Genomic DNA, 26,263 nt, shown 5'->3' on the forward strand with positions numbered 1-26,263 from the left:
CTATCGACAACAGGCCGGCCGGTTACGCCGAAGCGGCGTGACTCAAACCAAACAGCCTCCCATATTCCCGGAGCGGTTCATGTCGTCGACATAGAGCTGGGCGACCTCATTGACCCGAGCACCGGTCGCAAATCCCAACAGCGTGCCAAACCACCGATGTGAATACTTGCTGGCCCAGGAAGTGAACGCATTCAGTTCAAGCAGCGCTTCAAGCTCGGCTTGGCTAAACGGATCACGACTCGGCTCATCGGTGAGCGACTTGGCGCGATTGAGGATGGCTTTGTGAGGCGCCTTGCTAATCAGGTCTTCGTTCGCCAAGGCGTTGAAGAAGGACGCAATACGATCCCGATGCTTTTCCTTGGTGCGCATGCTCAGCAGTTCATGACCACCTTGCCGCGCCTTGCTCAGGATTTCGACAGGGGTGAGGCCGGCGAACACCGCCTTCTTGGTGGCGTTGCTCGGGTAGTGTTCGAGGGCATCCAGGAACTTTCGGACATCATCGGTCTTGTAGTCCTCGACCGGTTTGTCGCCGACAAGCGCCACAAACAGACCCAGGCTGTGCTCGGTATCAAGCACGTTTTTCGCGCTTCGCCCCACGCGCCGCATTTCACTGATGTGGATGGTGGCGCGCTCTGACAGCAGCGGTCCGGCGCTCTTCACAGAAGCCAGTTGCTGAAGAGGGAGGTGTTTCAGTGCGTCCAGCAGCCGAGCATGATCGTCCGCTCCGTTGGCAGAGAGCTCCACGCCACCGACCTTGATGGTGTAGGGGCGGGCTTCGTTCCCTTGCAACGCGGCCAGCGCCTGGCTCAGCAAATCGTCCCGCATGCCCGCTCCTTGCCGCATCTGATCGAATGCTTCCGAGAGTGCCACAGCAGTTCGTGCCACGGCCAGACGGGCAGCATCACCAAAGGGTCAAGCGAACGGGACGGACAAGGTAGCGCGAGCCAATGAGGGCTTGCAGGTCGGTCGGGACGAAGAAGCGCACATACAGCCCAGCGGGGCGGCGCAGAAAATAAGGCTTCGGCACGGGGTTTGATACCTCGTTTGATACCTAATGCAGGCTCAAACTGAACATCAAACCCCGGGCCTAACCTTCGCAGAATCAAGCACTTACTGCTCTTTTCCGCGATCAGATGGTGGAGGTGGGCGGAATCGAACCGCCGTCCGGAAGCACTCCATCCCCAGCACTACATGCTTAGCCCCCCGTTAGATCTCATTTCCAGGCAGCACGGTTGGCAAAGCGCACCTGGAAACCAGCCTGCTTTATCTAACCGGTAGCTGACAGGCAGCCACTACCGACGGTTCCGTGATAATGACCCTACATCTACGAGCACGGGCACAAGTAGGTTCGGGGGTTCGCCTTAGGCGGCTATAGAACTAAAACTAAAGCCAGTTAAGCGGCGATAGCGTAGTCCGAACCGTAGTTGTCATCGTTGGCAACTAAAAGTTTGCTGCTGGATTAACGAGGAAAGCTGCCCCCTCGGCATGCGCCAAGCGACTTCGCGACCCCCGTCGAAACCAGTGCACCCCCCGGGGAAATCATCAAAACGCTGACATTTCAAGTGTAAGGATTGGCGCGCCCTGTCACAAGTGGTGATAGACGCAGCGCTTACAGTGGTTTCATTTCCGTACAGAAAAATCTGTAAATGAATGAGTTAAGCGATGGCGACCAGCAAGCCCCCACGTCCAAGGTCGGTGCGTGCAGCGCCCCGCAAACCAGCGACCAGCACCGATCAGCCCGCGCGCAAACGTACAGCGCGCATTGCGCAGCCGCAGGCCACTGCAAAGAGTCGCGTGCAAGGTACGGCGCGTACGGTGATCTACATCCATGGCATCGGCAACAAACCGCCTGGCGAGGTGTTGCGCTGCCAGTGGGACAAGTCCTTGTTCGGGCGGCCGATGGGCGAACGCACGCGCTTGGCGTACTGGGTCAATCGCGTGCGTTATCCGGTTGCCGAGCCGGGCAGCTGCGATGCGCGCGATGTCGGCCCTGCACTCAAATCAGAGCGTGCAGCGCGCCTTGAGTACGCTTGGGTTGGTGCCGGGCGAGCAAGATGTGCATCTGCTCGCCGACGCCTTGGCGCAGAGCGAGCAGGAACGCACCGATCTGCATCGGTTGCTGGACGAGTTAGACGCCGCGTCTGTCATCCCATCTGCGGGTGACGTGCAGGCGAAAGGCCCGATCGATGCGATCAACCGCGTGCTGCTGCGCCTGATCGCTGCCGCGCTGCTGCAGGATGTGCACGATCTGTTCTTCGTGCCCCAGCGTGCAGCTTTGATGCGTGAGAGCCTGGCGCAGCGCTTGCGCTCGGGCGGCGGGCCGTTTGTGGTGGTTGCGCATAGCCAGGGCTCGATGATCGCCTTTGATGTGCTGCGCCAGCTGCAGGCCGCAGACTGCAAGGTCACATTGTTTCTGACCATTGGCTCGCCGCTCGGCTTGCCGCAGGTACGCAGCATGTTCAAACGCTGGACAGGCACGCGCAAGCTGCCGTTTCCCGAGTGCGTGCTGCGCTGGATCAATGTTGCCGAAACACATGATCCGATCGCGCTGTACCCAGATCTCAGCGACGACATCGCCAATGCGAAGGGGCGTTTCGAAAACCTCTCGGGCGCGCACTTGAATCCGGATTGGCAGCACAACCCGCATTCGGGCTCGGGCTATCTGTCGATTCCGCAGGTGCGCGCGGCGGTGCGCGAGGCGGCGGGGGTTGGCTTCGATCAGCCGGTTTCCAACGCGGTGTTGATCAAGGATCTCAGCGAGCAACTCGAAGCACACGGGTCCGAGTATCGGCACGAAGTGTTGATCGAACTGGATCGACTTCTGCTGGGTAACGATCTTGCCGCGACACGTGCGCTGTTGTTGGCGCAGCTACGCGAGGCCGCTGCACGCAGCACTGGCTTGAGCGGCGAAGCGTTGGATGAGGCGATCGAACTGGAAGACGGCTTGCAGCGTTTTGTCTCTGCGCGGCTGACGCGCTTCGAGATCGAATCGCTGCAGGACCGCTACCGTACCTTGGGATTCCGGCGCGTGTGGCGCGATGCCGGCAAGCGCGCGCTGATCAACGTCTCCGGCAACGTCCTGCATGTCGATGCTGCGCGCACGGCGTACCGTGCGCGTGGGCAGCAGATCGGTTGGGCGGTGCTGGATACCGGCATCGCGGCCAGTCACCCGCATTTTTTTGTGCAGGGCGAGCGCGACAGCGTGGTGGCGCAGTGGGATTGCACGCGGCGTGGCGCAGCCAAGCGACTGACGCGCACAGAGGGCGACGCATTCGCCCGGCTGGATCGGCATGGGCACGGCACGCATATCGCCGGCATCATCGCCGGCCAATCTCGCGCAGTGATTCCGGATGCGCAGGGCGATCCCGGTAGGCCACTGGAGTTTGCCGGCATGGCACCCGACACCCAGTTGTACGGTTTCAAGGTGCTCGACGACACCGGAAACGGCCGCGATTCCTGGATGATCAAGGCGGTGCAGCACGTGGCGGAGATCAACGAACGCTCGGGCGAGTTGGTCATCCACGGCGTCAATCTGAGCCTAGGCGGTTACTTCGACCCGGAGAGTTACGGCTGCGGTTTTACGCCGTTGTGCAACGAGTTGCGCAGGCTATGGCGGCAAGGCGTGCTGGTGGTAGTCGCGGCCGGCAACGAGGGCATGGCGTGGTTGATGCGTAACGATGGCGATGCGTATCCGGCCAACATGAATCTATCCATCAGCGATCCGGGCAATCTGGAAGACGTCATCGTTGTCGGCTCGGTGCACAAGAGCAGCCCGCACAACTACGGCGTGTCGTACTTCTCTTCGCGTGGCCCGACCGCCGATGGCCGCGGCAAGCCGGATGTGGTCGCGCTGGGCGAAAAGATCCTCTCGGCCTATTACGACTTCGACCCGAACGATGCGGCCAGCCTGATGGTGGAGATGAGCGGCACCAGCATGGCGGCACCGCACGTCTCCGGCGTACTGGCCGGATTCCTCTCGGCGCGCCGCGAGTTCATCGGTTTCCCGGATCGGGTCAAAAAGCTGTTGCTGGAGACCAGCACTGACCTCCAACGCGATCGCTATGTGCAGGGGAGCGGTGTGCCGAATTTGATGCGTATGCTCGGGAAGACGTGAGGAATCGGGAGTGGGGAATCGGGAATCGTAAAAGCTAAGATGCCGCGCGCCGAGCCAGTTTGTGCTCGTGCAGAAGCTAAGTTAAGCCCGAAGCAGGCAGCAACCCAGCGCTTGCGATTCCCGATTCCCAATTCACGCATCACGGTTATGCCGCCGCATCACGCGCTGCTTGTCGCGCTGCCAGTCGCGGTCTTTGGCAGCGTCGCGCTTGTCGTGATTCTGCTTGCCCTTGGCCAGTGCGATTTCCAGCTTGACCTTGTTGTTGCTCCAGTACAGCGCGGTGGGCACCAGGGTGTAGCCATCGCGCTCGACGCTGCTCAGCACTTTATCGATCTCGTTCCGATGCAGCAGCAGCTTGCGGGTGCGGCGCTCCTCGGGGATCGTATGGCTGGAAGCCTGGAGCAGCGGGGTGATCTGCGCGCCGATCAGAAAAATCTCGCCGGACCGCACATAGGCGTAGCCGTCGATGATATTGGCGCGGCCGGCGCGAATCGCCTTGACCTCCCAGCCCTGCAGGGCCAGGCCGGCTTCGTAGCGGTCCTCAAGGTGATATTCGTGGCGCGCACGCTTGTTCAACGCGATGGTTTTCGTGGCCGTCGCGCGGTTTGCTTTATCCTTGGCTGGTTTCTTGCTCATGCTGCAATTGTCGCCGATTCGGTGTCTTCAAACGATCTTATGTCTTTCACAAGTTAGAGAATGCCTACCATCCGTCGCAGCGCACTGGTCGAACACAGCGCCACCCGCATGTTCGATCTGGTCAATGATATCGCCGCCTATCCGCGCCGTTTTGGCTGGTGCGACGCTGCCCATGTGCTTGAGCAGGACCAGGCGCATATCGTGGCGCGCCTGGATCTGGGGCTTGGTTCGTTCCGCACCTGGTTCACCACCGAAAATCTTCTTGAACGCCCGGAACGCATCGTCATGCATCTGCGCGACGGCCCGTTCAAGCGCCTGGAGGGGCTGTGGGAATTTCAGTCGCTGGGCGAAAACGCCTGCAAGGTCAGTTTGACGATGGAAGTGGAAACCAGCTCGCGCCTGCTGGGTCCGGCGCTGGCGCTGGGCTTTCAGGGTCTGGCCGATCGCATGGTCAACGACTTTGTGCGGGTTGCCGACCGCAGTGACGTGTAAGCCATGCAGGTCGAAGTAGTGCTGGCCTGGCCGGATCGCTACAGCGCGGCGCAACTGAATCTGCCTGACGGCGCTACGGTAGCCGAGGCAATTGCCGCTTCTGGTCTGGCGGTGGATCAGCCACTGGCAGCGCAGGCGATTCATGGGGTGATCGCGCGACCGGATCACGTGCTGCGCGATGGCGACCGGGTCGAATTGCTCAGGCCGCTGTTGCTGGATCCCAAAGAGGCGCGTCGTCGGCGCGCGGGGCCGAGCAAGAAGGCGGAGCGCAACGTTTAGCCATCGAAAGCCTTGAGGCAGCACCACGGCGAGGGCGCGCTTTGAGATAAATGTCCAACAATTCCTGCAGCTGCGCTTTCGCCAAGCAAAAAACACAGTCTGCGTCGTGACCCGCTAGTAGGTATCACTTTTGGGCGGCGGTCAGGCCATCGATCGACACCTGACCACACGCATCAACGGCCGCGCTGCTTCTTCTTCTCGCGTGCCAGATTACGGCCGAACTGCTTGGGCGCCGACTTGGCGAGCTGCTCGTCCTGGGCCGGGAAATAATCGCCTTCCCACCTTGCGACCTGCTCGTTTTCGAAGTAAACGACGAAATTCTTTACCTCGGTGTGCGCCAGACGGTCCACGCGCTGGGTGGAGGTGTAGTCCCAACGCTGTGCATGGAACGGGTCGGGGATCGAGGGGGTACCCAGCAACGCGTTGACCTGCTGCTTGCTCTGTCCGACCTGCAGTTGCTCCACGGCATTCTGTTTGATCAGGTTGCCTTGGTAGATCGGCTGCTTGTAGATAATGCCGCAGCCAGCGGTGGAAAGAACAACGGCGGCGACCAGCAGGAGATTGCGCATCGTGGATTAAGTGCTGAGGAAATCAGGCCGATGATACACTCCCGGCGGTCGCCGCGACCGTTTGAAGGCAGCTGGCGCTAAATCGCCAATGAACGGAGAACATATGGAAACCCACGACCTGCGCAAAGTCGGGCTCAAGGTGACCCATCCGCGGATGCGGATACTTGAATTGCTCGAACAAAAGAGCAATCACCATCACCTCAGCGCAGAAGACATCTATCGCCAGCTCCTCGACCATGGCGACGAAATCGGTCTGGCCACGGTGTATCGGGTGCTGACCCAGTTTGAGGCCGCCGGCTTGGTGCTGAAGCACAATTTTGAAGGCGGCCAAGCCGTGTACGAGCTGGATCGCGGCGGCCACCACGACCATATGGTCGATGTGGGTACCGGCCACGTGATCGAATTCGAAAGCGAAGAGATCGAGGCGCTGCAACGTCAGATCGCCGCTCAGCACGGCTACGAGTTGGAAGAGCACTCGCTGGTGCTGTATGTGCGTAAGAAGCGTCCGCGCTGAAGCTGCGTTGCAGCAACGGTGGCAACGATAAGGTGGCTTCGGCCACCTTGTTCGTTTGCAGACGGTAGCCGCCTAGACAATGCCGACGCGGGTCGCCCAGCAGTCAGGCCGATTACGCGCTCTGCAACAGCTTGCGTGCAGCCGCGCGGGCCTCTTTGCTGACTTCCACGCCGCCCAGCATGCGCGCCAGTTCTTCCTGGCGTGCCTGCGGGCCGAGCAGCTCGACCGCGCTCTGGGTCATGCCATCCACCGGCGCCTTGCTGACCCGGTAGTGCGCGTGGCCCTTGGCGGCGACCTGCGGCAAGTGGGTGACGCACAGCACCTGGCGCTCTTCGCCCAGGGCGCGCAGCTTTTGCCCGACGATATCGGCCACCGCGCCGCCGATGCCGGAATCGACCTCGTCGAAGACCATGGTCGGCACGCTGTCCAGCCCGAGTGCGGCGACTTCAATTGCCAACGAAATCCGCGACAGCTCGCCGCCGGAGGCGACTTTGCGCAGTGCGCGCGGTGGTTGCCCGGCGTTGGCGGCGACCAGAAATTCCACCCGCTCGGCACCGTTCGGATCCGGGCGCAGGGTTTCCTGCGGCTGCAACTGGATCAGGAATTGCCCACCGCACATGCCCAGCTCGCCGATCAGGGTGGTGGTGGCGGCCGACAAGGATTCGGCCGCGATGGTGCGGCTGGCGCTGAGGGTGGCCGCTGCGCTGCGCCAGGCCCCGGTTGCGGTCGCGATGTGCTTATCCAGCTGCTGCAGGCGTTCGTCTGCGCCGCGTAGGCTTTCCACTTCCAGGCTCATACGGTCGCGCTGCGCGGCCAATTCGTCCGGGGCCACGCGGTGCTTGCGCGCCAGATCGTGCAGGCGCCCGAGCCGGCGTTCCATGGCCTCTAACTGGGTCGGGTCGGCGTCTAGGTCGTCGCGTACGCGGTCAAGTAACGCCAGCGCTTCGTCGATCTGGATCGCGGCGCTGTCCAGCAGTGCGTCCACTTCGCCCAGGCGCGGTTCGTGTTCGGCGACGCGGGCTAGATCGTGGCGGCTGCCCTGCAACAGGCCCAGCGCCGATGCGCCATCGTCGCCGTTGAGGTGCTGGACGATGCTTTCGCAGGCGCCGATCAGCGCGGTGGCGTGCGCCTGGCGGCGGTGATTGACGTCCAGCGCGGCGATTGCGGCCGGGTCCAGGTCTTCGCGTTCTAGTTCGCCCAGTTGGTGTTCGAGGAATCCAATACGGTCGGAGACATCGCCCTGCGCCGACAGCGCATCGCGTTCGTCCAGCAGCGCCTGCCAATGCCGGCTCGCCTGACGCACCTGTTCGCGCTGCGCGCTGTTGCGTGCGTAGGCGTCAAGCAGCGTGAGCTGACTGTGGCGTGCCATCAACGCCTGGTGTTCGTGCTGGCCGTGGATTTCCACCAGCCGCGAGGCCAGTTCGGCCAGTTGCGAGGAGGTGACCGGGCGGCCATTGATCCAGGCGCGCGAGCCGCCATCGGCGCGGATGATCCGGCGCAGCTGGCATTGCGCGTCGTCGTCCAGCTCGTTGTCAACCAGCCAGGTCAGGCCCGGATGTTCGCTGGGCAGCTGGAATTCGGCCGAGAGCTCGGCGCGGTCGGCGCCGTGACGGACCACGCCGCTGTCGGCGCGCAGGCCGGACAGAAAGCCCAGCGCGTCCACCATCAAGGACTTGCCGGCGCCGGTTTCGCCGGAGACCACGGTCATGCCCGGGCCGAATTCCAGTTCGGTGGCGCGGACGACGGCGAAATCCTTGATGGAGAGGTGTCTGAGCATGGGATCGAGTGTGAACGCTTTGGGCAAGCTTAGGGTGATAGTGGCGGCGAGGGAATGAGGCGCTTGCCAAGCACGGGGCCAGAGATTATCTATGCCCAGTCTCACCGGATGATCCCATGCGCGCGTCACAGTCCCCAATGCTCGACCCCCGCGCACGCCAGCTGCTACGGACGCTGATTGCCCGCTATATCCGCGATGGCGAGCCGGTGGGCTCCAAGACGCTGGCTCAGCACGCGGGGCTGGATGTCAGCCCGGCCACCATCCGCAATATCCTGGCCGATCTGGAGGATGTGGGGCTGCTCAGCTCCCCGCACACCTCGGCCGGTCGTATTCCCACCGCACACGGATACCGGGTGTTCGTCGACAGCCTGGTGCAGATGCAGCCGCCGGGCGAGGAAGAGGTGCGCCGCCTGCGTGCGGAGCTTGCCAGCGGTAACGGCACTCAATCGTTGCTGGGCAGCGCCTCGCAGATGCTGTCGGCGATGAGCCATTTCGTTGGCGTGGTCAGCGCGCCGCGGCGCGAGCAGTTCGCCTTCCGGCATATCGATTTCGTGCCGCTGGATGCGCGGCGGGTGCTGGCGATTCTGGTATTTGCCGACAACGAAGTGCAGAACCGGGTGATCGAGCCGCGCCGCGCCTACGAGCCGGCTGAGCTTGAACGGGTGGCCAATTATCTCAATGCGCAATTTGCCGGGCGCGCGTTGTCGGACATCCGCGCCTGCCTGCTGCGCGAGCTGCGGATGGCCAAGAACGAAATGGAGCAGTTGCTGGCGCACAGCGTGGACCTGGCCAGCGAGGCGCTGGTGCCTGCCGAGGCGGACGACATGGTGATGGCCGGGCAGACCCGGTTGATGGGCGTGCAGGATCTGTCGGACCTGGACCGCCTGCGCGAGCTGTTCGAAGCCTTTGCCAGCAAGCGCGAGATCCTGCAGTTGCTCGAACGCACCATCCAGGCGCCGGGCGTGCGCATCTTCATCGGCGAGGAAACCGGCATGGTGTCGCTGGACGACGTTTCGCTGGTCACCGCACCCTATGTCGCCAATGGTCAGGTGCTGGGCGTGCTGGGGGTGATCGGGCACAAACGCATGGCGTACGACCGGCTGATTCCGCTGGTGCAGACCGCCGCGCAGGTGCTGGGCGCGGCGATGGAAACGCCCGCAACGCGATAACCGGCGTCGATCGGGGCGATCGTTTTGCTTGAAACGCGCGCACGCGCCCACATACGGGGTGACGTTGGGGCGGGCGTTCCGCTTGCCCGGGAACTGCACATGAACCAAGACCACTCCGAATTCGACTCCGAAGACCTGTCCCAGAACCCGCCCGAGACCGATCCGCTCAAGGCCGAGATCGAATCGCTGCGCAGCGAGATCGCACTGGTCAAGGCCGATGCCCTGCGCGAGCGCGCCGATCTGGAAAACCAGCGTAAGCGCATCGCCCGCGATGTCGACAACGCGCGCAAGTTCGCCAACGACAAGCTGCTGGGCGAGTTGCTGCCGGTATTCGACAGCCTGGATGCCGGGTTGACCGCCGCCGGCAGCCAGCCCAGCCCGCTGCGCGATGGCCTGGACATGACCTTCAAGCAGCTGCTCAAGGTTGCCGCCGACAACGGCCTGACCCTGCTCGATCCGGTCGGCCAGCCGTTCAACCCGGACCAGCACCAGGCGATCAGCCAGGGCGAGGCCCAGGGCATCGCACCGGGCCACGTGGTGCAGGTGTTCCAGAAGGGCTATCTGCTCAACGAACGCCTGCTGCGTCCGGCCCTGGTGGTCGTGGCCAAACACGACTGAACGCCGGTGCCCGGCTGAACTGCCGGGCGACCGCACGGAACGCAGATTCGCGCGGGTGGCTTGAACACCTGCGCACCACCCCCACATCTCAGCCAGACCCGGCGTCGCCGGAAACAGCTACAGAATCATCAGGAGCGTATCCATGGGCAAGATCATTGGTATTGACCTCGGCACCACAAACTCGTGCGTGTCGATCATGGACGGCGGCAAGGCCCGCGTCATCGAAAATTCCGAGGGCGATCGCACCACGCCGTCGATCGTCGCCTACACCAAGGACGGCGAAGTGCTGGTCGGCGCCTCGGCAAAGCGCCAGGCGGTGACCAACCCGAAGAACACCTTCTACGCGGTGAAGCGCCTAATCGGCCGCAAGTTCACCGACGCCGAAGTGCAGAAGGACATCTCGCACGTGCCGTACGGCATTCTTGCCCACGACAACGGCGATGCCTGGGTGCAGACCAGCGATGCCAAGCACATGGCGCCGCAGGAAATCTCCGCACGCGTGCTGGAAAAGATGAAGAAGACCGCCGAGGATTTCCTGGGCGAGAAAGTCACCGAAGCGGTGATCACGGTGCCGGCGTACTTCAACGACAGCCAGCGTCAGGCCACCAAGGACGCCGGCCGCATCGCCGGTCTGGACGTCAAGCGCATCATCAACGAGCCCACTGCCGCAGCCCTGGCTTATGGCTTGGACAAGAACGGCGGCGACCGCAAGATTGCCGTGTACGACCTGGGAGGCGGCACCTTCGACGTGTCGATCATCGAAATCGCCGAAGTCGATGGCGAGAAGCAGTTCGAAGTACTGGCCACTAACGGCGACACTTTCCTGGGCGGCGAAGACTTCGACAACCGCGTCATCGAGTACCTGGTCGACGAATTCAACAAGGATCAGGGCATCGATCTGCGCAAGGATCCGTTGGCGCTGCAGCGCCTGAAAGACGCCGCAGAGCGCGCCAAGATCGAGCTGTCGACCAGCCAGCAGACCGAAGTGAATCTGCCGTACGTCACCGCCGATGCGTCGGGCCCGAAGCACCTCAACATCAAGTTGACCCGCGCCAAGCTTGAAGCGCTGGTGGAAGACCTGGTCAAGAAGTCGATCGAGCCGTGCCGCACCGCGTTGAACGACGCCGGCCTGCGCGCCAGCGACGTTAACGAAGTGATCCTGGTCGGCGGTCAGACCCGCATGCCGAAGGTGCAGCAGGCGGTTGCCGATTTCTTCGGTAAGGAGCCGCGCAAGGACGTCAACCCGGACGAAGCCGTGGCCGTTGGCGCTGCGATCCAGGGCGGCGTACTGGCCGGCGACGTCAAGGACGTGCTGTTGCTGGATGTGACCCCGCTGTCGCTGGGTATCGAAACCATGGGCGGCGTGTTCACCAAGATCATCGAGAAGAACACCACCATCCCGACCAAGGCCTCGCAGACCTTCTCCACCGCCGAAGACAATCAGTCGGCCGTAACCGTGCACGTGCTGCAGGGTGAGCGCGAGCAGGCTCGCTTCAACAAGTCGCTGGCCAAGTTCGACCTGTCCGGTATCGAGCCGTCGCCGCGCGGCATGCCGCAGGTGGAGGTGTCTTTCGATATCGACGCCAACGGTATCCTGCACGTGTCGGCCAAGGACAAGAAGACCAACAAGGAACAGAAGGTCGAGATCAAGGCCGGTTCGGGTCTGTCGGACGAAGAGATCCAGCGCATGGTCGCCGACGCGGAAGCCAACCGCGAAGAAGACAAGAAGTTCCAGGAGCTGGTGCAGACCCGCAACCAGGCCGATGGCCTGATCCACGCGACTCGTACCTCGATCACCGAGCATGGCAGCAAGGTTGGTGGCGAGGTGATCGGCAAGGTTGAAGCGGCGCTGTCAGATCTGGAAAAAGCCATGAAGGGCGACGACAAGGCGCAGATAGAAGCGCGCAGCAAGACCCTGGAAGAAGCCGGCCAGTCGCTGTACGCGGCCGCCGCTGCGTCAGAACAGGGTGGCGCGGCAGACGCCAACAGCGGCAACGCGCAGGCTTCCAAGGCCGCCGATGACGTGGTGGACGCCGAGTTCACCGAGGTCAAGGACGACAAGAAGTAAGCCGTGATTTGGGAGTCGGGAGTGGGGATTCGCATGCCGCTGTGCGTGTGAGCCCCACCCCCGATATCTCCACGCGTCGCGTCGCCAAGGCGGACCAGCACAGGCTGTCCGCTTTCGTGTTTCAACGAATCTCAAATCACGAATCCCAAATCCCCGCTTATGAGCAAACGCGATTACTACGAAGTGCTGGGCGTGGCCCGTGGCGCCAGCGACGAGGAGCTGAAGAAGGCGTATCGGCGCTGTGCGATGAAGCACCACCCGGACCGCAATCCAGGCGATGCGGCTGCCGAGGCGACCTTCAAAGAGTGCAAGGAAGCCTATGAAGTGTTGTCGGACGGCAACAAGCGCCGCGCCTACGATGCGCATGGTCATGCGGCGTTCGAGCACGGCATGGGCGGTGGCGATGGGCCGGGTGGCCCAGACATGGGAGATATCTTTGGCGATATCTTCGGCAATATTTTCGGCGGTGGCGCAGCCGGTCCGCGCGCTGCGCGACGTGGCGCCGACGTCGGTTACGTGTTGGAACTGGATCTGGAAGAAGCCGTCGCCGGTATCGAGCGACGCATCGAGATTCCTACTCTGATCGAATGCGATCCGTGCAACGGCAGCGGTTCGGAAGACGGCAAGGTGCAAGTGTGCGGCACCTGCCACGGACGCGGCCAGGTACGTATCCAGCGCGGCATCTTTGCCATGCAGCAGAGCTGCCCGCATTGCGATGGGCGCGGCACGCTGATCCAGAATCCGTGCAAGGTCTGCCACGGCGCCGGCCGCGTGGAAGAAGACAAGGTGCTGTCGATCAAGGTGCCGGCCGGTGTGGACACCGGTGACCGAATCCGTCTGGCAGGCGAGGGCGAAGCCGGCCCTGCCGGCACACCGCCGGGCGATCTGTATGTGGAAGTGCGCGTGCGTGAGCATGCGATCTTTCAGCGCGATGGCGACGATCTGCATTGCGAAGTGCCGATCCGCATTTCGCAGGCGGCACTCGGCGACACCGTACGTGTGGCCACGCTTGGTGGGGAGGCGGAAATCCGCATTCCGGCAGAGACTCAGACCGGCAAGCTGTTCCGTTTGCGCGGTAAGGGCGTGCGTTCGGTGCGCAGTCGCACCGAAGGCGATCTGTATTGCCGCGTGGTGGTCGAAACACCGGTGAATCTGACTGCCGATCAGCGCGAGTTGTTGCAGCAGTTCGAGTCCACCTTTACCGGTGAGGATGCGCGCAAGCATTCGCCCAAGTCGGCCACGTTCATCGATGGCGTCAAGGGGTTTTGGGATCGGATGACGTCCTGATTCAGGCGTTCTGATGCAACCATGGCACGGTGTGCAGCAAGCTGCATGCCGGGCCATTTTTATTTTTGAGATGCGTGCATTGCAGGCTAGAATGTGGTGTTGCGCTGCTTCTGCATTGCGCTGTTCGATGTCGTTCCGGCTTAAACCGTGCCATCTTCCAGCTTGCGGTTCTGGTACGTGCGCTTTCTGCAGCTTGGCGTATCTACAGCATGCTTCCTAAGTTGCGCGGATAATGATGGCATCTCCTTCGACGATGGCAGCCACCATGAGCGATGCAACCGACAGCCACCTCGTACACGGTCGCCGCCAGCGTCCGGATGGTCCTTCGCCGATCGATGTGATCTCGGTGCAATCGCAGCTGGTTTATGGTCATGCCGGCAACAGCGCTGCGGTGCCGCCGTTGCGTGCGCTCGGGTTGCGCGTGGCGGAAGTGCCGACCACGCTGCTGAGCAATGCGCCGTTTTACGCCACCTTGCGCGGCCGTATTCTGCCGGCCGATTGGCTGGCCGACTTGTTGTTGGGTGCGAGCGAACGCGGCCTGCCGCAACGCGCGAGGATTCTGGTGTCGGGCTACTTCGGCAGTCTGGCCAATGGCGAGGCATTCACCGACTGGCTTGAGCAGACCTTGCCGCAGGCGCCTCAGTTGCGTTACTGCCTGGATCCGGTGATTGGCGACACGCACACCGGCCCGTATGTGGAGGCCGGATTGGAATGCGTGTTCGCCGAGCGGCTGTTGCAGCATGCCTGGCTGGTGACACCGAATGCGTTTGAGCTGGGGCGACTGACCGGATTGCCGAGTCTTGAGCAGGACGACGCCATCGTTGCCGCTCGCGTGCTGCTGGCACGTGGTCCACAGTGGGTGCTTGCACACAGCGTTGCCGGTGCGGCTGGCGAGCTGGTGACGTTGGCGGTCAGTAACGCGGCGGTGTATCGCTGGGCCACGCCGCATCTGCCGGTGGATGTGGCCGGCACCGGCGATGTGCTGATGGCGTTGTTGATCGGTTTCTTGCTGCGCGGTGTGCCGTTCGAGCAGGCAGTAGGGCATGCGCTCAGCGGTGTGCATAGCGCGTTGGAAGCGACACTGGCTGCGGGCTTTGAGGAGTTCGAGGTGCTGGCCGCTGCGCCGGCCGCGCTCGCGGCTGCGCCACGTTTCGCAGTCGAGCGATTGGCATGATTGCGCAGCCGGTGGTCGGTATCGTCGGCATTGCCGGCGCCTACGGTCGATGGTTGGCGCAGTTTTTGCGGGTGCGCATGCGGCTGGAGGTGATCGGCTTTGACCCGGCCGCGGTTGGTAGCATGGACGAGGCGACCCTGGCGCAGCGTGCGGATGTGCTGATTTTTTCTGCGCCGATTCGCCACACCGCGGCGTTGATCGAGCGTTATGTCACCCTTGCAGGCGCGCGCGCCGCTTCGCAGTTGTGGATGGATATCACCTCGATCAAGCAGGCGCCGGTTGCCGCGATGCTGGCATCCCAGGCCGAGGTCGTCGGCCTGCACCCGATGACTGCACCGCCCAAGTCGCCGACCTTGAAGGGACGGGTGATGGTGATCTGTGAAGCGCGTCTGCGGCGTTGGTCGGCGTGGGTCAAGACGCTCTCTAGCGCGCTGCAGGCCGAGTGCGTGTACGCCACACCCGAGCACCACGACCGCGTGATGGCCCTGGTGCAGGCGATGGTGCAAGCCACCCATCTGGCGCAGGCCGGCACCTTGCGCGACTACGCGCCGCTGCTCGGCGAACTGCGTGCGTTGATGCCGTATCGCTCGGCCTCGTTCGAGCTGGATACTGCGGTGATCGCGCGCATCCTCTCGCTCAATCCGTCGATCTACGAAGACATCCAGTTTGGTAATCCATACGTGGGCGAGATGCTCGATCGCCTGCTAATGCAACTGCAGGAATTGCGCGCCTTGGTCGCGCAAGGCGACGACGCGGCGCGAGCGCAGTTTCGCAGCAGATTTTTGGACGACAACGCAAAGGCGCTACAACGTGAGTCGCTGGCGGCGGGCAACTACACCTATGAGCGCGTGGGTTACTTGTTGGCCGATCTCACCGAGCCGCTGACCTTGAACGTGTATCTGCCGGAAGATCAACCGGGCTCGCTGCGCGCGCTGCTGCATGTGTTCGAGCAGCACGGGGTGAATCTGTCGTCCATCCACTCCTCGCGCACACCGGTGGGCGAGCTGCATTTCCGGATGGGATTCGAGCCGAACAGCAACCGTGCTGCGTTGGCGCAGGCTGCCAGTGAGATCGATATCAGCGGCATCGGGCGGGTGCTGGAGCGGTCTGATCGCGTTGGGTAACAGCAGTGCAGGGCATGCGTGCAATTGCGCGATGTCGATGTTGGTATCAGGCTGCAGATGTGTAAGCAGCAACTACGTGTTGCCTGATTGAAATCGCATGTGATGCGGCGACGCTAAAAGTAGCTTTCGCTTGGCGCAATGTCGAGCTGACACGACATCCATTTCATCAACACAAGGTGTGGATGAAATTTGCACAAACAGGTGGATAACTGTGTGCGGCCATTGCGCTGCAACGGCTGCAGCATGGATGGTCAAAAAATGACCAGCATCATCTCAGGACGTCGAAAGCCTTAACTCGCCACCATTGGTGAAGAAGCGCTTGCTTTTCACGCATCCGCTGCGCGGCGACCCCGCACCCAGACACTCAGCGACTCAACTTCAACGCCTCCCGATCCGCCGTTGCCGCTGCCAATTCCGCGCGGGCCGACGCAATGCGCGCCTGCGCATCGATCAGGCGCACGCGCGCGTCGTTGGCGGTTTCTTCGCGCTGATTAACCAGGAAGAAATCGCCCGATCCCAACTCGAAGCGGCGCCGTTCTGCTGCCGCAAGACGGTCGGCCAGGCTGCGCTCTTCGCCGGCGATCTTTGCTAGACGCTCGGCTGCGTTGAGCGAGATGACGACCGACTCGACCTCCACCGAGATCTGGTCGCGCAAAAAACGGCTGCGTTGATCCAGCGCTTCGATCTCGGCGCGTGCTTCGGCAACGCGGCCCTTGGCGGAGCGGTTTTCCAGCGGCACGCTGAAACGGAAGCCGATGATGGCATCGGTCGGTGAGCGGTTCGGGCCACCCACACCTGGTGCACCCAGATCCTTGCTGACTTCGAGGCTCACATCCAGGCGCGGTTTCAGATCGTTCTGCGCCAGCATCAGCCGCGCGGTCGCTTGGTCGATGCGGGTCAGCACCGCGCGGTAATCCGGGCGCTCTACCGGCGCAGTGATCTTGCTGGCGCCGGCCAGACCTTCCAACGCGGACGTATCGGCTGGAAGGCGCTCAGTGGAAACGATCAACGGCATGCCGACCTTGTCGCGCAGATACAGCGACAGCGCATTTGCCGCGTTGGCGAACTCCTGTTCCGAGCGCACTACCAGCGCGCGTCGACGTACCAGGTTCTGGTCGTTTTCGGTCAGCAGGATGGTGGGCCGCGCGCCCAGCGTCACCTGCCGGGAAATCGCGTTGCGGCGTTGCTCGGCCAATTGCAGTAGATCGTTATACGCGCGCAGTTTCAGGCCAGCTGCAACCCAGCTCTGATATGCGTCCACCGCGCGGCGTTGCACGCCAATGGCCACCATCTCCGCTTCGTACTGGGCGACATTGATATCGGCACTGGCAACGCTGCGGCGGGTACGGCGCTCGTCGACCACGCGGTCGCGCAGCAGCGCATACAGCGCGCCCACTTTCACTTCGCCGCCGCGGTCGGTGTAGGACTTGTCTTCGTAGACCGGAAATGCGCCACGCGACGAGCGATAACCCCCGTAGTAATAGCCGCCGTTGTTATCGAACGGTCGCTTGGCGGTGCTTTCGATCGCGCTGCCGTCGTAGTAGCCAGCTTCGCGTGAGCGGGCGTCGATATCGAACACGGTGTCGAACGCGCCATCGGCCGATATGCTTTTGCCTTCGGCCTGATGGACCTTGGCCAGCGATTCGACAATCTGCGGCGCGGAGCGGGCCGAGGACTGCAGCACTTCGTCTAGGGTCAGTGGCATGGTTTGGGCAGTGGTCACGCCCGGCGCGAGTGCGATCAGCAGCACGACAAGACGGCGAATCATTTCTTGCCCGTCGCGTCGTCTTCGGCCTTGGACGCTGCCGGTTTGGCCTTGCCTTCGTCCTGCGTCGCCGTTGCCGGGCGCCGGCCGAATTCCAACGGGAAGTTATTGAGCTGCCGCCACAATTCGTAGCCCACCTTCACCGTTTCGCCCTGCACCCAGCCGCGCACCTTGCCGCCCTGACGGGCGAATTCCTGCGCCGGCCAGGCCGGCTTGCCCGGCTGCGGTTCGACCAGGATGCGTAACAAGCCATCGGGCGTGGCATTGGGGTCGATCGCGCGCACGCGGCCATCGAACATGCCATGCGCCACCGACGGCCAGCCGCTGAACTGGATCGCCGGCCAGCCTTCGAATTCCAGCCGTACCGGACGGCCGGGGCGGATCAGCGGCACGTCGCGGCCGTTGATATACAGCTCCACAGCGCGCTCCACCCGCTCCGGTGAGATCACCGCCAGCACCGTGCCAGGCGAGACCATCGCGCTACCACTAGCCGCGTTGAGTTGCTGCACGCGGCCGTCGCGCGGTGCACGCACCAGCTGCGCTGACTGGCGGTTCAACTGGATGTCGATGCGGGTCAGCTTGGCGCGCGATTCGGCCAGCTTGGCGTCGGCTTCGGCGACCTTGATCTGGGTCAGCTCAAAGTCGCGGCGGCCGGCCAGGCCTTCGGCGAGCAATTGCTTGCTACGCGCCACGTCGATGCTGGCAACCGCGCGCGATTGCTGGATGGCAGCGATTTCCGCCTGCACCTGGGCACGTTCGCTGGCCAGCCGAGTGAGCAAATCCGGATCCAGGTCGCCGACGCGTGCGATCGGATCGCCGCGCGATACATGCTGGCCGTCGTGCACATACCAGCGCTCGACGCGGCCGGGCACGAAGGCGGTGACCTGTTGCTGGCGGTCGCCCGGATCCAGCGCCACCACATGGCCCTTGCCGCTGGCGGTCTGCACCCACGGCGCCAGCGCGAGAATCGCGCCGGCAATGGCAATACCGATCCACAGCATCCATGCCAGCGCCTTGGCGATGCTGGGCGGGCGCATTGCAGCCAGGGTGGGGAAGTGCGCGTGGCGATCAGGAGCGTGCTGCATCGTTTGCCTCCTGCGTCGATGCGATCAATTCGGCGCGCGTGACAAAGCGCTGCTGCTGCTCGGGCTGCAGATGGAACCAGCCATCCAGGGAGATGTCTTCCGGCCTGGCGGTGCACAGCAGCACCGTGGTGTCGGCCTCTTTCAGGCGACGCAATACGTCGACTAGACGATCGGCGGGAATCAAATCGTACAACTGCGACAGCATCAGCACGCGCGGGCGCACCAGCAGCGCATTGGCCAGCTTCAGCGCCATCACTTCGCCGATCCACAGCGGGTAACCGGACGCGGCAAGCCGCGTATCAAGACCGTGCGGAAGCGCGGCGATGCGGCCGTGTAACCCCACCGCATCGATCGCTTGCAGCATCGCTTCGGAGCTCACATCGGCCGATGCCAGCGCCAGATATTCGCGAATGGTGACTTCGATAATCGTCGGTCTGTCCAGCACCGTCACTTCCGAGCGCAGCAGATACATGTCGAAGGTGGCCATGTCTGCGCCGCCCACCATCACCAGCCCGCGGTCGGGCACCACGTGGCGCTTCAGGATCATCGCCAGCAGCCGCTCCGCATCACTATCGGCAATCGTCACCAGCTGCTCGCCTGCGGCCAGCGAAAAGTCGAAACGTGCGCCGTCGATCACCACACCATCCAGGCGCACCGCGCTGTTTCCGGGCGTTTTGCCACGTGCGACGACAGCGCGTTCCTGCGGAATTGCAAACAGCAGCGACAGCTCTTCGGAGCTCGCCACCAGATCGTAAAAGGCGTCCAGATATCCACCGAGTTGCGAGATGCCGTAGAAGACCGCGTTGAGGATAAGTTCGGCGGCGACCAGCTGGCCGATCGACAGCTCGCCGCGCAGGATCAGGTTGCCACCCAGCGCCAGCAATGCCGCGCTGGCAACCGCGTAGACCAGCAGAAACGCAACCGTCTGATTGAAGCTGTAGCGGAAATGGCGCTGATGCCGATCGACATACGCAGCGGTGACTGCCTCGGAGCGGTCCATCGCGAAATTGAGATGGCGGCTGGATTTATAGAAACCGTTCGAGCCGCCGACACTTTCCAGCCAGCGTGCGGCCTCGTGCTTGGCATGGCTCAGATCGATCGCGGTGCGGATCGAGCCACGCGACCAGATCATCCAGATGCCGAAGATGACAAGTAGCAACAATGCGTTGAAGCCGAGGAAAAATGGGTGGTAGAAACTGGTGAGTATCAGCCCGACCGCCGACTGCAGCACGATGGTGAAGGCGCCGATCGCCAGGCTCGGCACCGCTTTCTGCACTACCACCAGATCGAAGTAGCGATTGAACATGTCGCCGCGGTTTTGATCGGCGAAGAAAGGATTTTGCGCATGCACTGCGCGCACCGTGATCTCAGACACCACGCGCGCAAACAGCCGGCGCTCGAACAGCGCCATGATCCACACCCGTATCGCGCTCAGGCCGGCAACTAACATCAGCAGGCCCAGCAGCAGGCCCGACAGCGTCCACAGCGGCGCAGGCAGCGCAGTGTTGGCGACGCTGTTGATCAGCAACTGAACCGAGATCGGTGTGGCCAGCGACAGCAGGCTGATCGCCACGCCGTACACCATGGTCAAACGCACATAGGGCATGTCAGGCCCGACAATCTCCGCCAGCCAGGCTCCCGCTTCCCGCCATCCGATCTGTTTACCAGCCATTCGATTTCCGTTGATGAGTTCGATGAAGCATTAATGAGTTGCGGATAACGAACAAGGCCAAAGCGCTTATTCGACGCATAGGATTTTCCTATGCGGCCACCGCACGCAGTATGTTGGCGATCAAAGCGAAGGCCGGCGCGCGTCCTGCACCCTGCCGCCACAGCAGCCCGATCTCTCTATAGTAGCGTCCGCCTTTGATCGGCCGAACGACGACATCGTCGCCCTCGCGGATTTCCTGGCGCACATACAGGTCTGGGAGCAGTGCAAACCCCATACCCATGCCGGCCATTTGACGGATCGCATCCAGGCTGGTGCCTTCGTAATCGCGCAAGACATTGGCGCCGACGTCCACGGCGATCGCTGCGACCTGTTCGGCCAGGCGGTACTCGGGCATCAAGGTCAGCAGGTTGGCGCCGCGCAGATCGGCTGGCGTAATGAACGTTTTGGCACGCAATGGGTGATCGGCGGCCATGGTCAAGTGCAGCGGTTCGCGGAACAGCCGCTCGCTGTGCAGGCCGCGCCCGGCTACCGGCAATTGCGCAAGGATCAGATCGTGCACGCCGCTGGCTAGGCCTGCGGCGAGCATCGTCGGCAAGCCTTCGCGCACATGCACGCGCAGCGCCGGGTGCTCGCGGTGCAGGCGCGCGACCAGGCTCGGCATCAGATACCCGCCCAGCGTGGGCGACACACCGAGCCGGATGGTGCCGATCAGCGTGTCGGCCGAAGTGGCGCGCAGCTCTTCCAGGTCGCTGATGTCGAGCACGATGCTGCGCGCGCGGTCTAGCAGATCGCGCCCCAGCGGCGTCAGAATGGCCGGTACGCCGCGTTCGAACAGCGCTGCACCGACGATGGTTTCGAAGGCACGAATCTGCTGCGACAGCGAGGGTTGCGACACGCCCATCTTTTCGGCGGCGCGGGTGAAGCTTCCGGTATCGGCGAGGGCGACGAAATAACTGAGCTGGCGGATGGTGGTTCTAGGGCGGGGCATGCGTCACTTCGTTACCGTCACAGCGTTACTTCAGGAGTGCTCGGAGCGCACCACCGGCAAGGCGCCGGTGAGCGAAACGTACAGCCAGGTTACTCAGGCAACAGGTGTCATCCAGGCGTCATTGATCGATGAATTGCAGGCGCGCCAGTTCAGCATACAGGCCGCCTTCGGCGATCAATTGCGCGTGCGTGCCCTGCGCGACGATGCGGCCGGCATCCATCACCACGATGCGGTCGGCCTTGAGCACGGTGGCCAGGCGATGCGCGATGACCAGCGTTGTGCGTCCTTCCATCAGCCGGTCCAGCGCCTGCTGCACTGCGCGTTCGCTCTGTGCGTCAAGCGCGCTGGTGGCCTCGTCCAGCAGCAGGATCGGCGCGTCCTTGAGCAATGCGCGCGCGATCGCGACACGTTGCTGCTGGCCGCCGGACAAGCGCGCACCGCGTTCGCCGAGTTCGCTGGCGTAGCCCCGTGGCAGGGCGCGCAGGAAACCATCGGCTTCGGCGGCAGCGGCAGCGGCTTCCACTTGCGCATCGCTCGCTTCCAGGCGCCCATAGCGAATGTTGTCAGCGGCACTGGCGGCAAACAGCGTGGGTTGCTGCGGCACCAAGGCAATGCGTTCGCGCAGCAGCACCGGGTCGGTGTCGCGCAGGTCCACATCGTCGATGCGCAGCTTGCCGCTGACCGGGTCGTGGAAACGTAGCAGCATCGACAGAACCGTGCTCTTGCCGGCGCCGGAAGGACCGACCAGCGCAACGGTTTCGCCCGGATGCACATGCAGATCGAAGTGATCCAGGGCAGGCGCATCTGGGCGCTGCGGATAATGAAATACGACTTGATCGAAATGGATCGCACCGCGCAGCGGTTGCGGCAATGGCTGCGGCATGGCCGGCGCGACGATCGCCGGCTGCTCGTCGAGCAATTCGCCCACCCGGCTCATGCCGCCGGCAGCGCGCTGCAATTCGTTCCAGACCTCGGCCAGTGCGCCGACCGAACCACCGCCGATCAATGCGTACAAGACGAACTGTCCCAGCGTACCGGGCGTCATGCGCCCGCCGATCACATCGTGCGCGCCCAGCCACAACACCCCGACGATCGCACCGAAGATCAGCATGATCGCCACCGCAGTGACGGTAGCCTGGGTACGAATGCGCAGCCGCGCGGTTTCGATTGCCGCCAACAAGGCCTGGCTGAAACGGTGGCTTTCGTAGCCTTCGCGCGAATGTGCCTGCACGGTGCGCACCGCGCCCAGCGTTTCGGCGGCAAGCGTATTGGCGTCGGCCACACGATCCTGGCTTACGCGCGAGATCTTCTGCAGGCGGCGTGCGCCCAGCACGATCGGCAACACCGCCAACGGAATGCCGATCAGCGTGAAGCCGGCCAGCCGCGGGCTGGTGACGAACAGCATCACCATGCTGCCGATCACCGTGACCGAGCTGCGCAACGCCACTGACATGGTCGTGCCGATCACCCCGCGCAGCAGTTCGCTGTCGGCCGACAGGCGCGACACCAGCTCGCCGCTGCGGCTGCGATCATGAAAGCCGGCATCCAGCGCGATCAGATGCGCATACAACCGGCCGCGCAGATCGGCGACGACTTTTTCGCCCAGCAATGCGACGAAATAGAAGCGCGCGGCCGTAGCCAACGCCAGCACCACGGCCACTGCAAACAACAGCGCGAATGCCTGATCGATCTGCGAACCGCCGGAGAAGCCGTGGTCGATCATCTGCTTGACTGCCGCTGGCAGGCTCAACGTGGCGGCCGAGGAAATGGCCAGTGCGATCAGCCAGGCGGCAAACAACCCGCGCTGGCGTTGCACGAACGGCCACAAGGTGCGCAGGCTGCCGAGCTTCCGCAATGGGTTGGAGCGAGCGGCGGCTGGCTGGTTCATGCGGCTTCCGGTGTTGAGAGGTCGACACGGTTGCGAGTGGCGTCGCACAGGTGCGTTTTCAAGCCAGCCAATTGATCTGCAGGCAATTGCACACGTAGCGCGGCGCCATTGGCGTCGAAATGTTCATCCAGCTTGTCGGCGTGCAAAGCGCTCAGTGCAGCATGCACCAGGCCCAGGTCAGCGAACTGACACTGCAGTTCGAGCAGCGATAACGCAACCAATAGCTGTCGTGTCGCCAGCCGCATGCATTCGGCCGCTGCGCCACCGTAGGCACGGACCAAGCCGCCAGCGCCGAGCTTGATACCGCCGTACCAGCGCGTGACAACGACCACCACGCGGTCGTAGCCCTGGCCATCGATGGCGGTCAGGATCGGCCGCTCGGCGGTGCCGCTGGGCTCGCCCTCGTCGCTGGAGCGGTACTCCTGCCCGAACCGGTACGCCTAGCAGTTATAGGTGGCATCTGCAACAGACACGCGCTGCGAGATCTCCCGCGCGTGCGCGGGAGGGTCCAATGCAGCAGCGTTGGCCAAAAAGCGACTGTGCTTGATGTCCAGGCTGTGGTGCGCGTCAGCGGCGAGGGTATCGAGCATCGTCGCCATTCTATGCGAGCCGGTGATGCCAATCGCTGCGGCCAGTGTGACTACGGTTGCAAGCTGGCAGCTTGCGGGCACATGCACTGCACAACACACCTCGTGCAACCCGATCAAAGCAGTCGATTACACCAGTGTAGAGCGGCGCTTCTCGTCGATCCACTTAGACGCCTGCGCCGGCGTGTAGTGCTGCATCCACGCTAGCATCTGTTCGATATCGTTGCCGTACCACAGGTCGGTGCGCTGGTCCGGATGCAGGAAGCGCTCTTCCACCATGCGATCGATCATGCCGATCAGCGGTGCGTAAAAGCCTTCGATATCCAGGAACGCACATGGCTTGTTGCCGATGCCGAGCTGACGCCAGGTCAGCATCTCGAAGATCTCCTCCATGGTGCCGAAGCCGCCAGGCAGGGCGACGAAGGCATCGGAGAGCTCGAACATGCGCATCTTGCGCTCATGCATGGAGCCAACGATTTCCAACGTGGTCAGCCCGCGATGCGCCACTTCCCAATCGGCCAACTGCTGCGGAATCACCCCGGTGACTTCGCCACCTGCCGCCAGCACCGCATTGGCGACGGTGCCCATCAACCCAACGTTGCCGCCGCCATAGACCAGCCGCAAGGCTTGCTCGGCGATGCGCTTACCTAGCGCAGTGGCGCGCTCGGCATACGCGGGTTTGTTGCCTGCATTGGAACCGCAGTAGACGCAAATGGATTTCATGAGAACGGGAATCGGGAGTTGGGAATGGGTCAAAGCAAACGCAGAAGCCGGAATGCATGACGCCGGACCTAGGTCCGGCGTCAGCATGAGGAGTGAAGTGATAGGAACGCTTCTACAAGTCCCGATTCCCCCCTCCCGATTCCCGGCTTAATTCGCCTTGTGGATCGCCCGCTTGCTCACCGCCATCGCGGCATCGTGAATCGCTTCGGACAGCGTCGGATGCGCATGGCAGATGCGGGCCAGATCGTCGGCCGAGCCGTTGAACTCCATTGTCAGCACACCTTCGTGCACCAGCTCGGAGACGCCCACGCCGACCAGGTGCATGCCCAGCACGCGGTCGGTTTCGGCATCGGCGATGACCTTGACGAAGCCGGCCGGCTCGCCCATGGCTACCGCGCGGCCGATCGCCGCGAACGGGAAGCTGCCGGCCTTGTAGGCGACGCCTTCGGCCTTCAACTGCTGCTCGGTCTTGCCGACCCAGGCAATCTCCGGCTCGGTATAGATGACCCACGGAATGGTGTCGAAGTTGACGTGGCCGGGCAGGCCGGCGATCAACTCGGCGACCGCGATGCCTTCCTCGAAGCCCTTGTGCGCCAGCATCGGGCCGCGCACGCAGTCGCCGACCGCCCACACGCCATCCACACCAGTGTGGCAATGCGCGTCTACTTCAATCTGGCCACGCTCGCTTATCTTGACGCCGGTGCCGTCGGCCAGCAGGTTCTTGGTCGCCGCCTTGCGGCCCACCGCCACCAGCAACTTGTCAACGGTGAGGGTCTGCTCGCCGGCCGCGTCGGTGTAGCTGACCACCACCTGCTTGGCATCGCCGCTGCCGGTGATCTCGATCTTGCTGACCTTGGCGCCGAGCTTGATGTCCAGACCCTGCTTCTTGAATTCCTTCAATGCGGTCTTGGCGACTTCGGCGTCGGCCAGTGCCAGGAAGTCCGGCAGCGCTTCGAGGATGGTGACCTCGGCGCCCAGACGCTTCCACACGCTGCCCAGCTCTAGGCCGATCACACCGGCACCGATTACTGCCAGACGCTTAGGCACTGAAGTGAAATCAAGGCCGCCGACGTTGTCTACAATGGTGTCGCCTTCGAACTTGGCGAACGGCAGCTCGATCGCCTCCGAGCCTGCTGCCAGGATCACGTTGGTGCCTTTCAGCTCGATCTCGCCGCCTTCATGCTGGGCGACCTTGACAATATTGCCCGGCAGCAGCTGGCCGAAGCCGTAGTAAGGGGTGATCTTGTTCGCCTTGAACAGCATCGCGATGCCACCGGTGAACTGCTTCACGATCTTGTCCTTTCGGCCGATCATGGTGGGCACGTCCATCTTTGCGTCGTTGAAGCTGATGCCGTGGTCGCCGAACAAGTGGCCCATGTTCCAGAACTGGCGAGAGGAATCCAGCAGCGCCTTGGACGGAATGCAGCCCACGCGCAGGCAGGTACCGCCCAGAGCAGGCTTGCCGTCCTTGCCGATGGCCGCGTCGATGCAGGCGACCTTCATGCCCAGTTGGGCCGCGCGGATGGCGGCGTGATAACCGGCCGGACCGGCACCGATGACGACGACGTCGTAGTTTTCAGCCATTTCTAAAGTCCTTTGCCTTTCCCTTTTCCTACGGGACAACGTGTCCTTGGGGGAAGAAGGTGGCGCGTAGCGACGGATGAGAGTGCGCTGTGGTCGCCTGTCCGGTATTCCCGATTTAAAGCGAGCCACTGCGAAATGGAGTAAGTGAAC

The 26,263-nt window shown here is 63.0% G+C and carries 19 protein-coding genes, 1 other RNA gene and 3 pseudogenes; 10 read left to right on the plus strand and 13 right to left on the minus strand.

Translation table 11 applies throughout. The annotated features are described in order from the left end of the window. Positions 1-54: 54 nt before the first annotated feature. Together XpopCFBP1817_RS03030 and ssrA are read right to left on the minus strand one after the other, a co-directional pair. A pseudogene (locus XpopCFBP1817_RS03030) lies at positions 55-825 on the minus strand (integrase); the annotation flags it as partial. Between the two features lie 309 nt (positions 826-1,134). Then, positions 1,135-1,531, minus strand: a transfer-messenger RNA (tmRNA) gene (gene ssrA, locus XpopCFBP1817_RS03040). Positions 1,532-1,662: 131 nt separating this feature from the next. On the opposite strand from ssrA, the pseudogene XpopCFBP1817_RS03045 reads away from it, so the two are divergent. Continuing rightward, positions 1,663-4,114 (plus strand): annotated as a pseudogene (locus XpopCFBP1817_RS03045) (S8 family serine peptidase). Between the two features lie 132 nt (positions 4,115-4,246). Here XpopCFBP1817_RS03045 and smpB read toward each other — a convergent pair. After that, positions 4,247-4,750, minus strand: a complete 504-nt coding sequence (gene smpB, locus XpopCFBP1817_RS03050) for an SsrA-binding protein SmpB (protein WP_128415931.1) — start codon at positions 4,748-4,750, stop codon at positions 4,247-4,249. 60 nt (positions 4,751-4,810) lie between these two features. Between smpB and XpopCFBP1817_RS03055 the strand changes: the two genes are divergently transcribed. After that, positions 4,811-5,242: a type II toxin-antitoxin system RatA family toxin gene (locus tag XpopCFBP1817_RS03055; RefSeq protein WP_128415932.1), complete on the plus strand. Its 432-nt coding sequence runs from the start codon at positions 4,811-4,813 to the stop codon at positions 5,240-5,242. Positions 5,243-5,245: 3 nt separating this feature from the next. Next, positions 5,246-5,521: an RnfH family protein gene (locus tag XpopCFBP1817_RS03060; RefSeq protein WP_128415933.1), complete on the plus strand. Its 276-nt coding sequence runs from the start codon at positions 5,246-5,248 to the stop codon at positions 5,519-5,521. 173 nt (positions 5,522-5,694) lie between these two features. On the opposite strand, the gene XpopCFBP1817_RS03065 is transcribed toward XpopCFBP1817_RS03060, so the two are convergent. Then, positions 5,695-6,090 carry an outer membrane protein assembly factor BamE gene (locus XpopCFBP1817_RS03065; protein WP_128415934.1) on the minus strand — a complete coding sequence of 132 codons (396 nt, stop codon included), beginning with the start codon at positions 6,088-6,090 and terminating at the stop codon, positions 5,695-5,697. Positions 6,091-6,193: 103 nt separating this feature from the next. Here XpopCFBP1817_RS03065 and fur point away from each other — a divergent pair, with 103 nt between their 5' ends. Then, positions 6,194-6,604: a ferric iron uptake transcriptional regulator gene (gene fur / locus XpopCFBP1817_RS03070; RefSeq protein WP_167393810.1), complete on the plus strand. Its 411-nt coding sequence runs from the start codon at positions 6,194-6,196 to the stop codon at positions 6,602-6,604. 112 nt (positions 6,605-6,716) lie between these two features. Here fur and recN read toward each other — a convergent pair whose 3' ends face one another. Beyond that, positions 6,717-8,381: a DNA repair protein RecN gene (gene recN, locus XpopCFBP1817_RS03075; protein WP_128415935.1), complete on the minus strand. Its 1,665-nt coding sequence runs from the start codon at positions 8,379-8,381 to the stop codon at positions 6,717-6,719. A 137-nt stretch (positions 8,382-8,518) separates the two neighbouring features. Here recN and hrcA point away from each other — a divergent pair, with 137 nt between their 5' ends. The 6 genes from hrcA to XpopCFBP1817_RS03105 all read left to right on the plus strand — a co-directional run bounded on the left by hrcA (position 8,519) and on the right by XpopCFBP1817_RS03105 (position 15,821). Further along, entirely contained in the window at positions 8,519-9,550 is a 1,032-nt protein-coding gene (gene hrcA / locus XpopCFBP1817_RS03080; RefSeq protein WP_167393811.1) for a heat-inducible transcriptional repressor HrcA, read from the plus strand. A 99-nt stretch (positions 9,551-9,649) separates the two neighbouring features. After that, on the plus strand, positions 9,650-10,168 hold the full coding sequence (gene grpE, locus XpopCFBP1817_RS03085) for a nucleotide exchange factor GrpE (protein ID WP_167393804.1): 519 nt from the start codon (positions 9,650-9,652) through the stop codon (positions 10,166-10,168). Between the two features lie 142 nt (positions 10,169-10,310). After that, positions 10,311-12,236: a molecular chaperone DnaK gene (dnaK, locus tag XpopCFBP1817_RS03090; RefSeq protein WP_128415938.1), complete on the plus strand. Its 1,926-nt coding sequence runs from the start codon at positions 10,311-10,313 to the stop codon at positions 12,234-12,236. Between the two features lie 159 nt (positions 12,237-12,395). Beyond that, positions 12,396-13,523, plus strand: coding sequence for a molecular chaperone DnaJ (gene dnaJ / locus XpopCFBP1817_RS03095; protein ID WP_128415939.1), 1,128 nt, complete (start codon positions 12,396-12,398; stop codon positions 13,521-13,523). Positions 13,524-13,788: 265 nt separating this feature from the next. Further along, complete coding sequence (pdxY, locus tag XpopCFBP1817_RS03100; protein WP_128415940.1) at positions 13,789-14,697, plus strand: pyridoxal kinase; 909 nt, start codon at positions 13,789-13,791, stop codon at positions 14,695-14,697. Further along, positions 14,694-15,821, plus strand: a complete 1,128-nt coding sequence (locus XpopCFBP1817_RS03105; protein ID WP_128415941.1) for a prephenate dehydrogenase — start codon at positions 14,694-14,696, stop codon at positions 15,819-15,821. The genes pdxY and XpopCFBP1817_RS03105 overlap by 4 nt, the downstream gene beginning before the upstream one ends. 364 nt (positions 15,822-16,185) lie before the next feature. Here XpopCFBP1817_RS03105 and XpopCFBP1817_RS03110 read toward each other — a convergent pair whose 3' ends face one another. From XpopCFBP1817_RS03110 to lpdA, 8 genes and pseudogenes are all read right to left on the minus strand, one after another. Further along, positions 16,186-17,589 carry a TolC family protein gene (locus tag XpopCFBP1817_RS03110; RefSeq protein WP_128415942.1) on the minus strand — a complete coding sequence of 468 codons (1,404 nt, stop codon included), beginning with the start codon at positions 17,587-17,589 and terminating at the stop codon, positions 16,186-16,188. Next, positions 17,586-18,671 carry an efflux RND transporter periplasmic adaptor subunit gene (locus XpopCFBP1817_RS03115; RefSeq protein ID WP_128415943.1) on the minus strand — a complete coding sequence of 362 codons (1,086 nt, stop codon included), beginning with the start codon at positions 18,669-18,671 and terminating at the stop codon, positions 17,586-17,588. The genes XpopCFBP1817_RS03110 and XpopCFBP1817_RS03115 overlap by 4 nt, the downstream gene beginning before the upstream one ends. Further along, a complete protein-coding gene (locus XpopCFBP1817_RS03120) occupies positions 18,655-20,343 on the minus strand; it encodes an ATP-binding cassette domain-containing protein (RefSeq protein ID WP_128415944.1) in 1,689 nt (562 codons plus the stop codon). The genes XpopCFBP1817_RS03115 and XpopCFBP1817_RS03120 overlap by 17 nt, the downstream gene beginning before the upstream one ends. An 88-nt stretch (positions 20,344-20,431) precedes the next feature. Further along, positions 20,432-21,331, minus strand: a complete 900-nt coding sequence (locus XpopCFBP1817_RS03125) for a hydrogen peroxide-inducible genes activator (protein ID WP_128415945.1) — start codon at positions 21,329-21,331, stop codon at positions 20,432-20,434. 118 nt (positions 21,332-21,449) lie between these two features. Continuing rightward, entirely contained in the window at positions 21,450-23,219 is a 1,770-nt protein-coding gene (locus XpopCFBP1817_RS03130; protein ID WP_128415946.1) for an ABC transporter transmembrane domain-containing protein, read from the minus strand. Continuing rightward, positions 23,216-23,818, minus strand: a pseudogene (locus XpopCFBP1817_RS03135) (IMPACT family protein). Before XpopCFBP1817_RS03135 ends, XpopCFBP1817_RS03130 begins: the two are co-directional and overlap by 4 nt. Before the next feature lie 117 nt (positions 23,819-23,935). Then, positions 23,936-24,529, minus strand: a complete 594-nt coding sequence (locus tag XpopCFBP1817_RS03140) for an LOG family protein (protein WP_128415947.1) — start codon at positions 24,527-24,529, stop codon at positions 23,936-23,938. 147 nt (positions 24,530-24,676) lie between these two features. Then, entirely contained in the window at positions 24,677-26,113 is a 1,437-nt protein-coding gene (lpdA, locus tag XpopCFBP1817_RS03145) for a dihydrolipoyl dehydrogenase (RefSeq protein WP_128415948.1), read from the minus strand. Positions 26,114-26,263: the final 150 nt, after the last annotated feature.

Origin of the sequence: Xanthomonas populi (assembly GCF_002940065.1) — a bacterium.
In the GTDB taxonomy this organism is placed as follows: domain Bacteria; phylum Pseudomonadota; class Gammaproteobacteria; order Xanthomonadales; family Xanthomonadaceae; genus Xanthomonas; species Xanthomonas populi.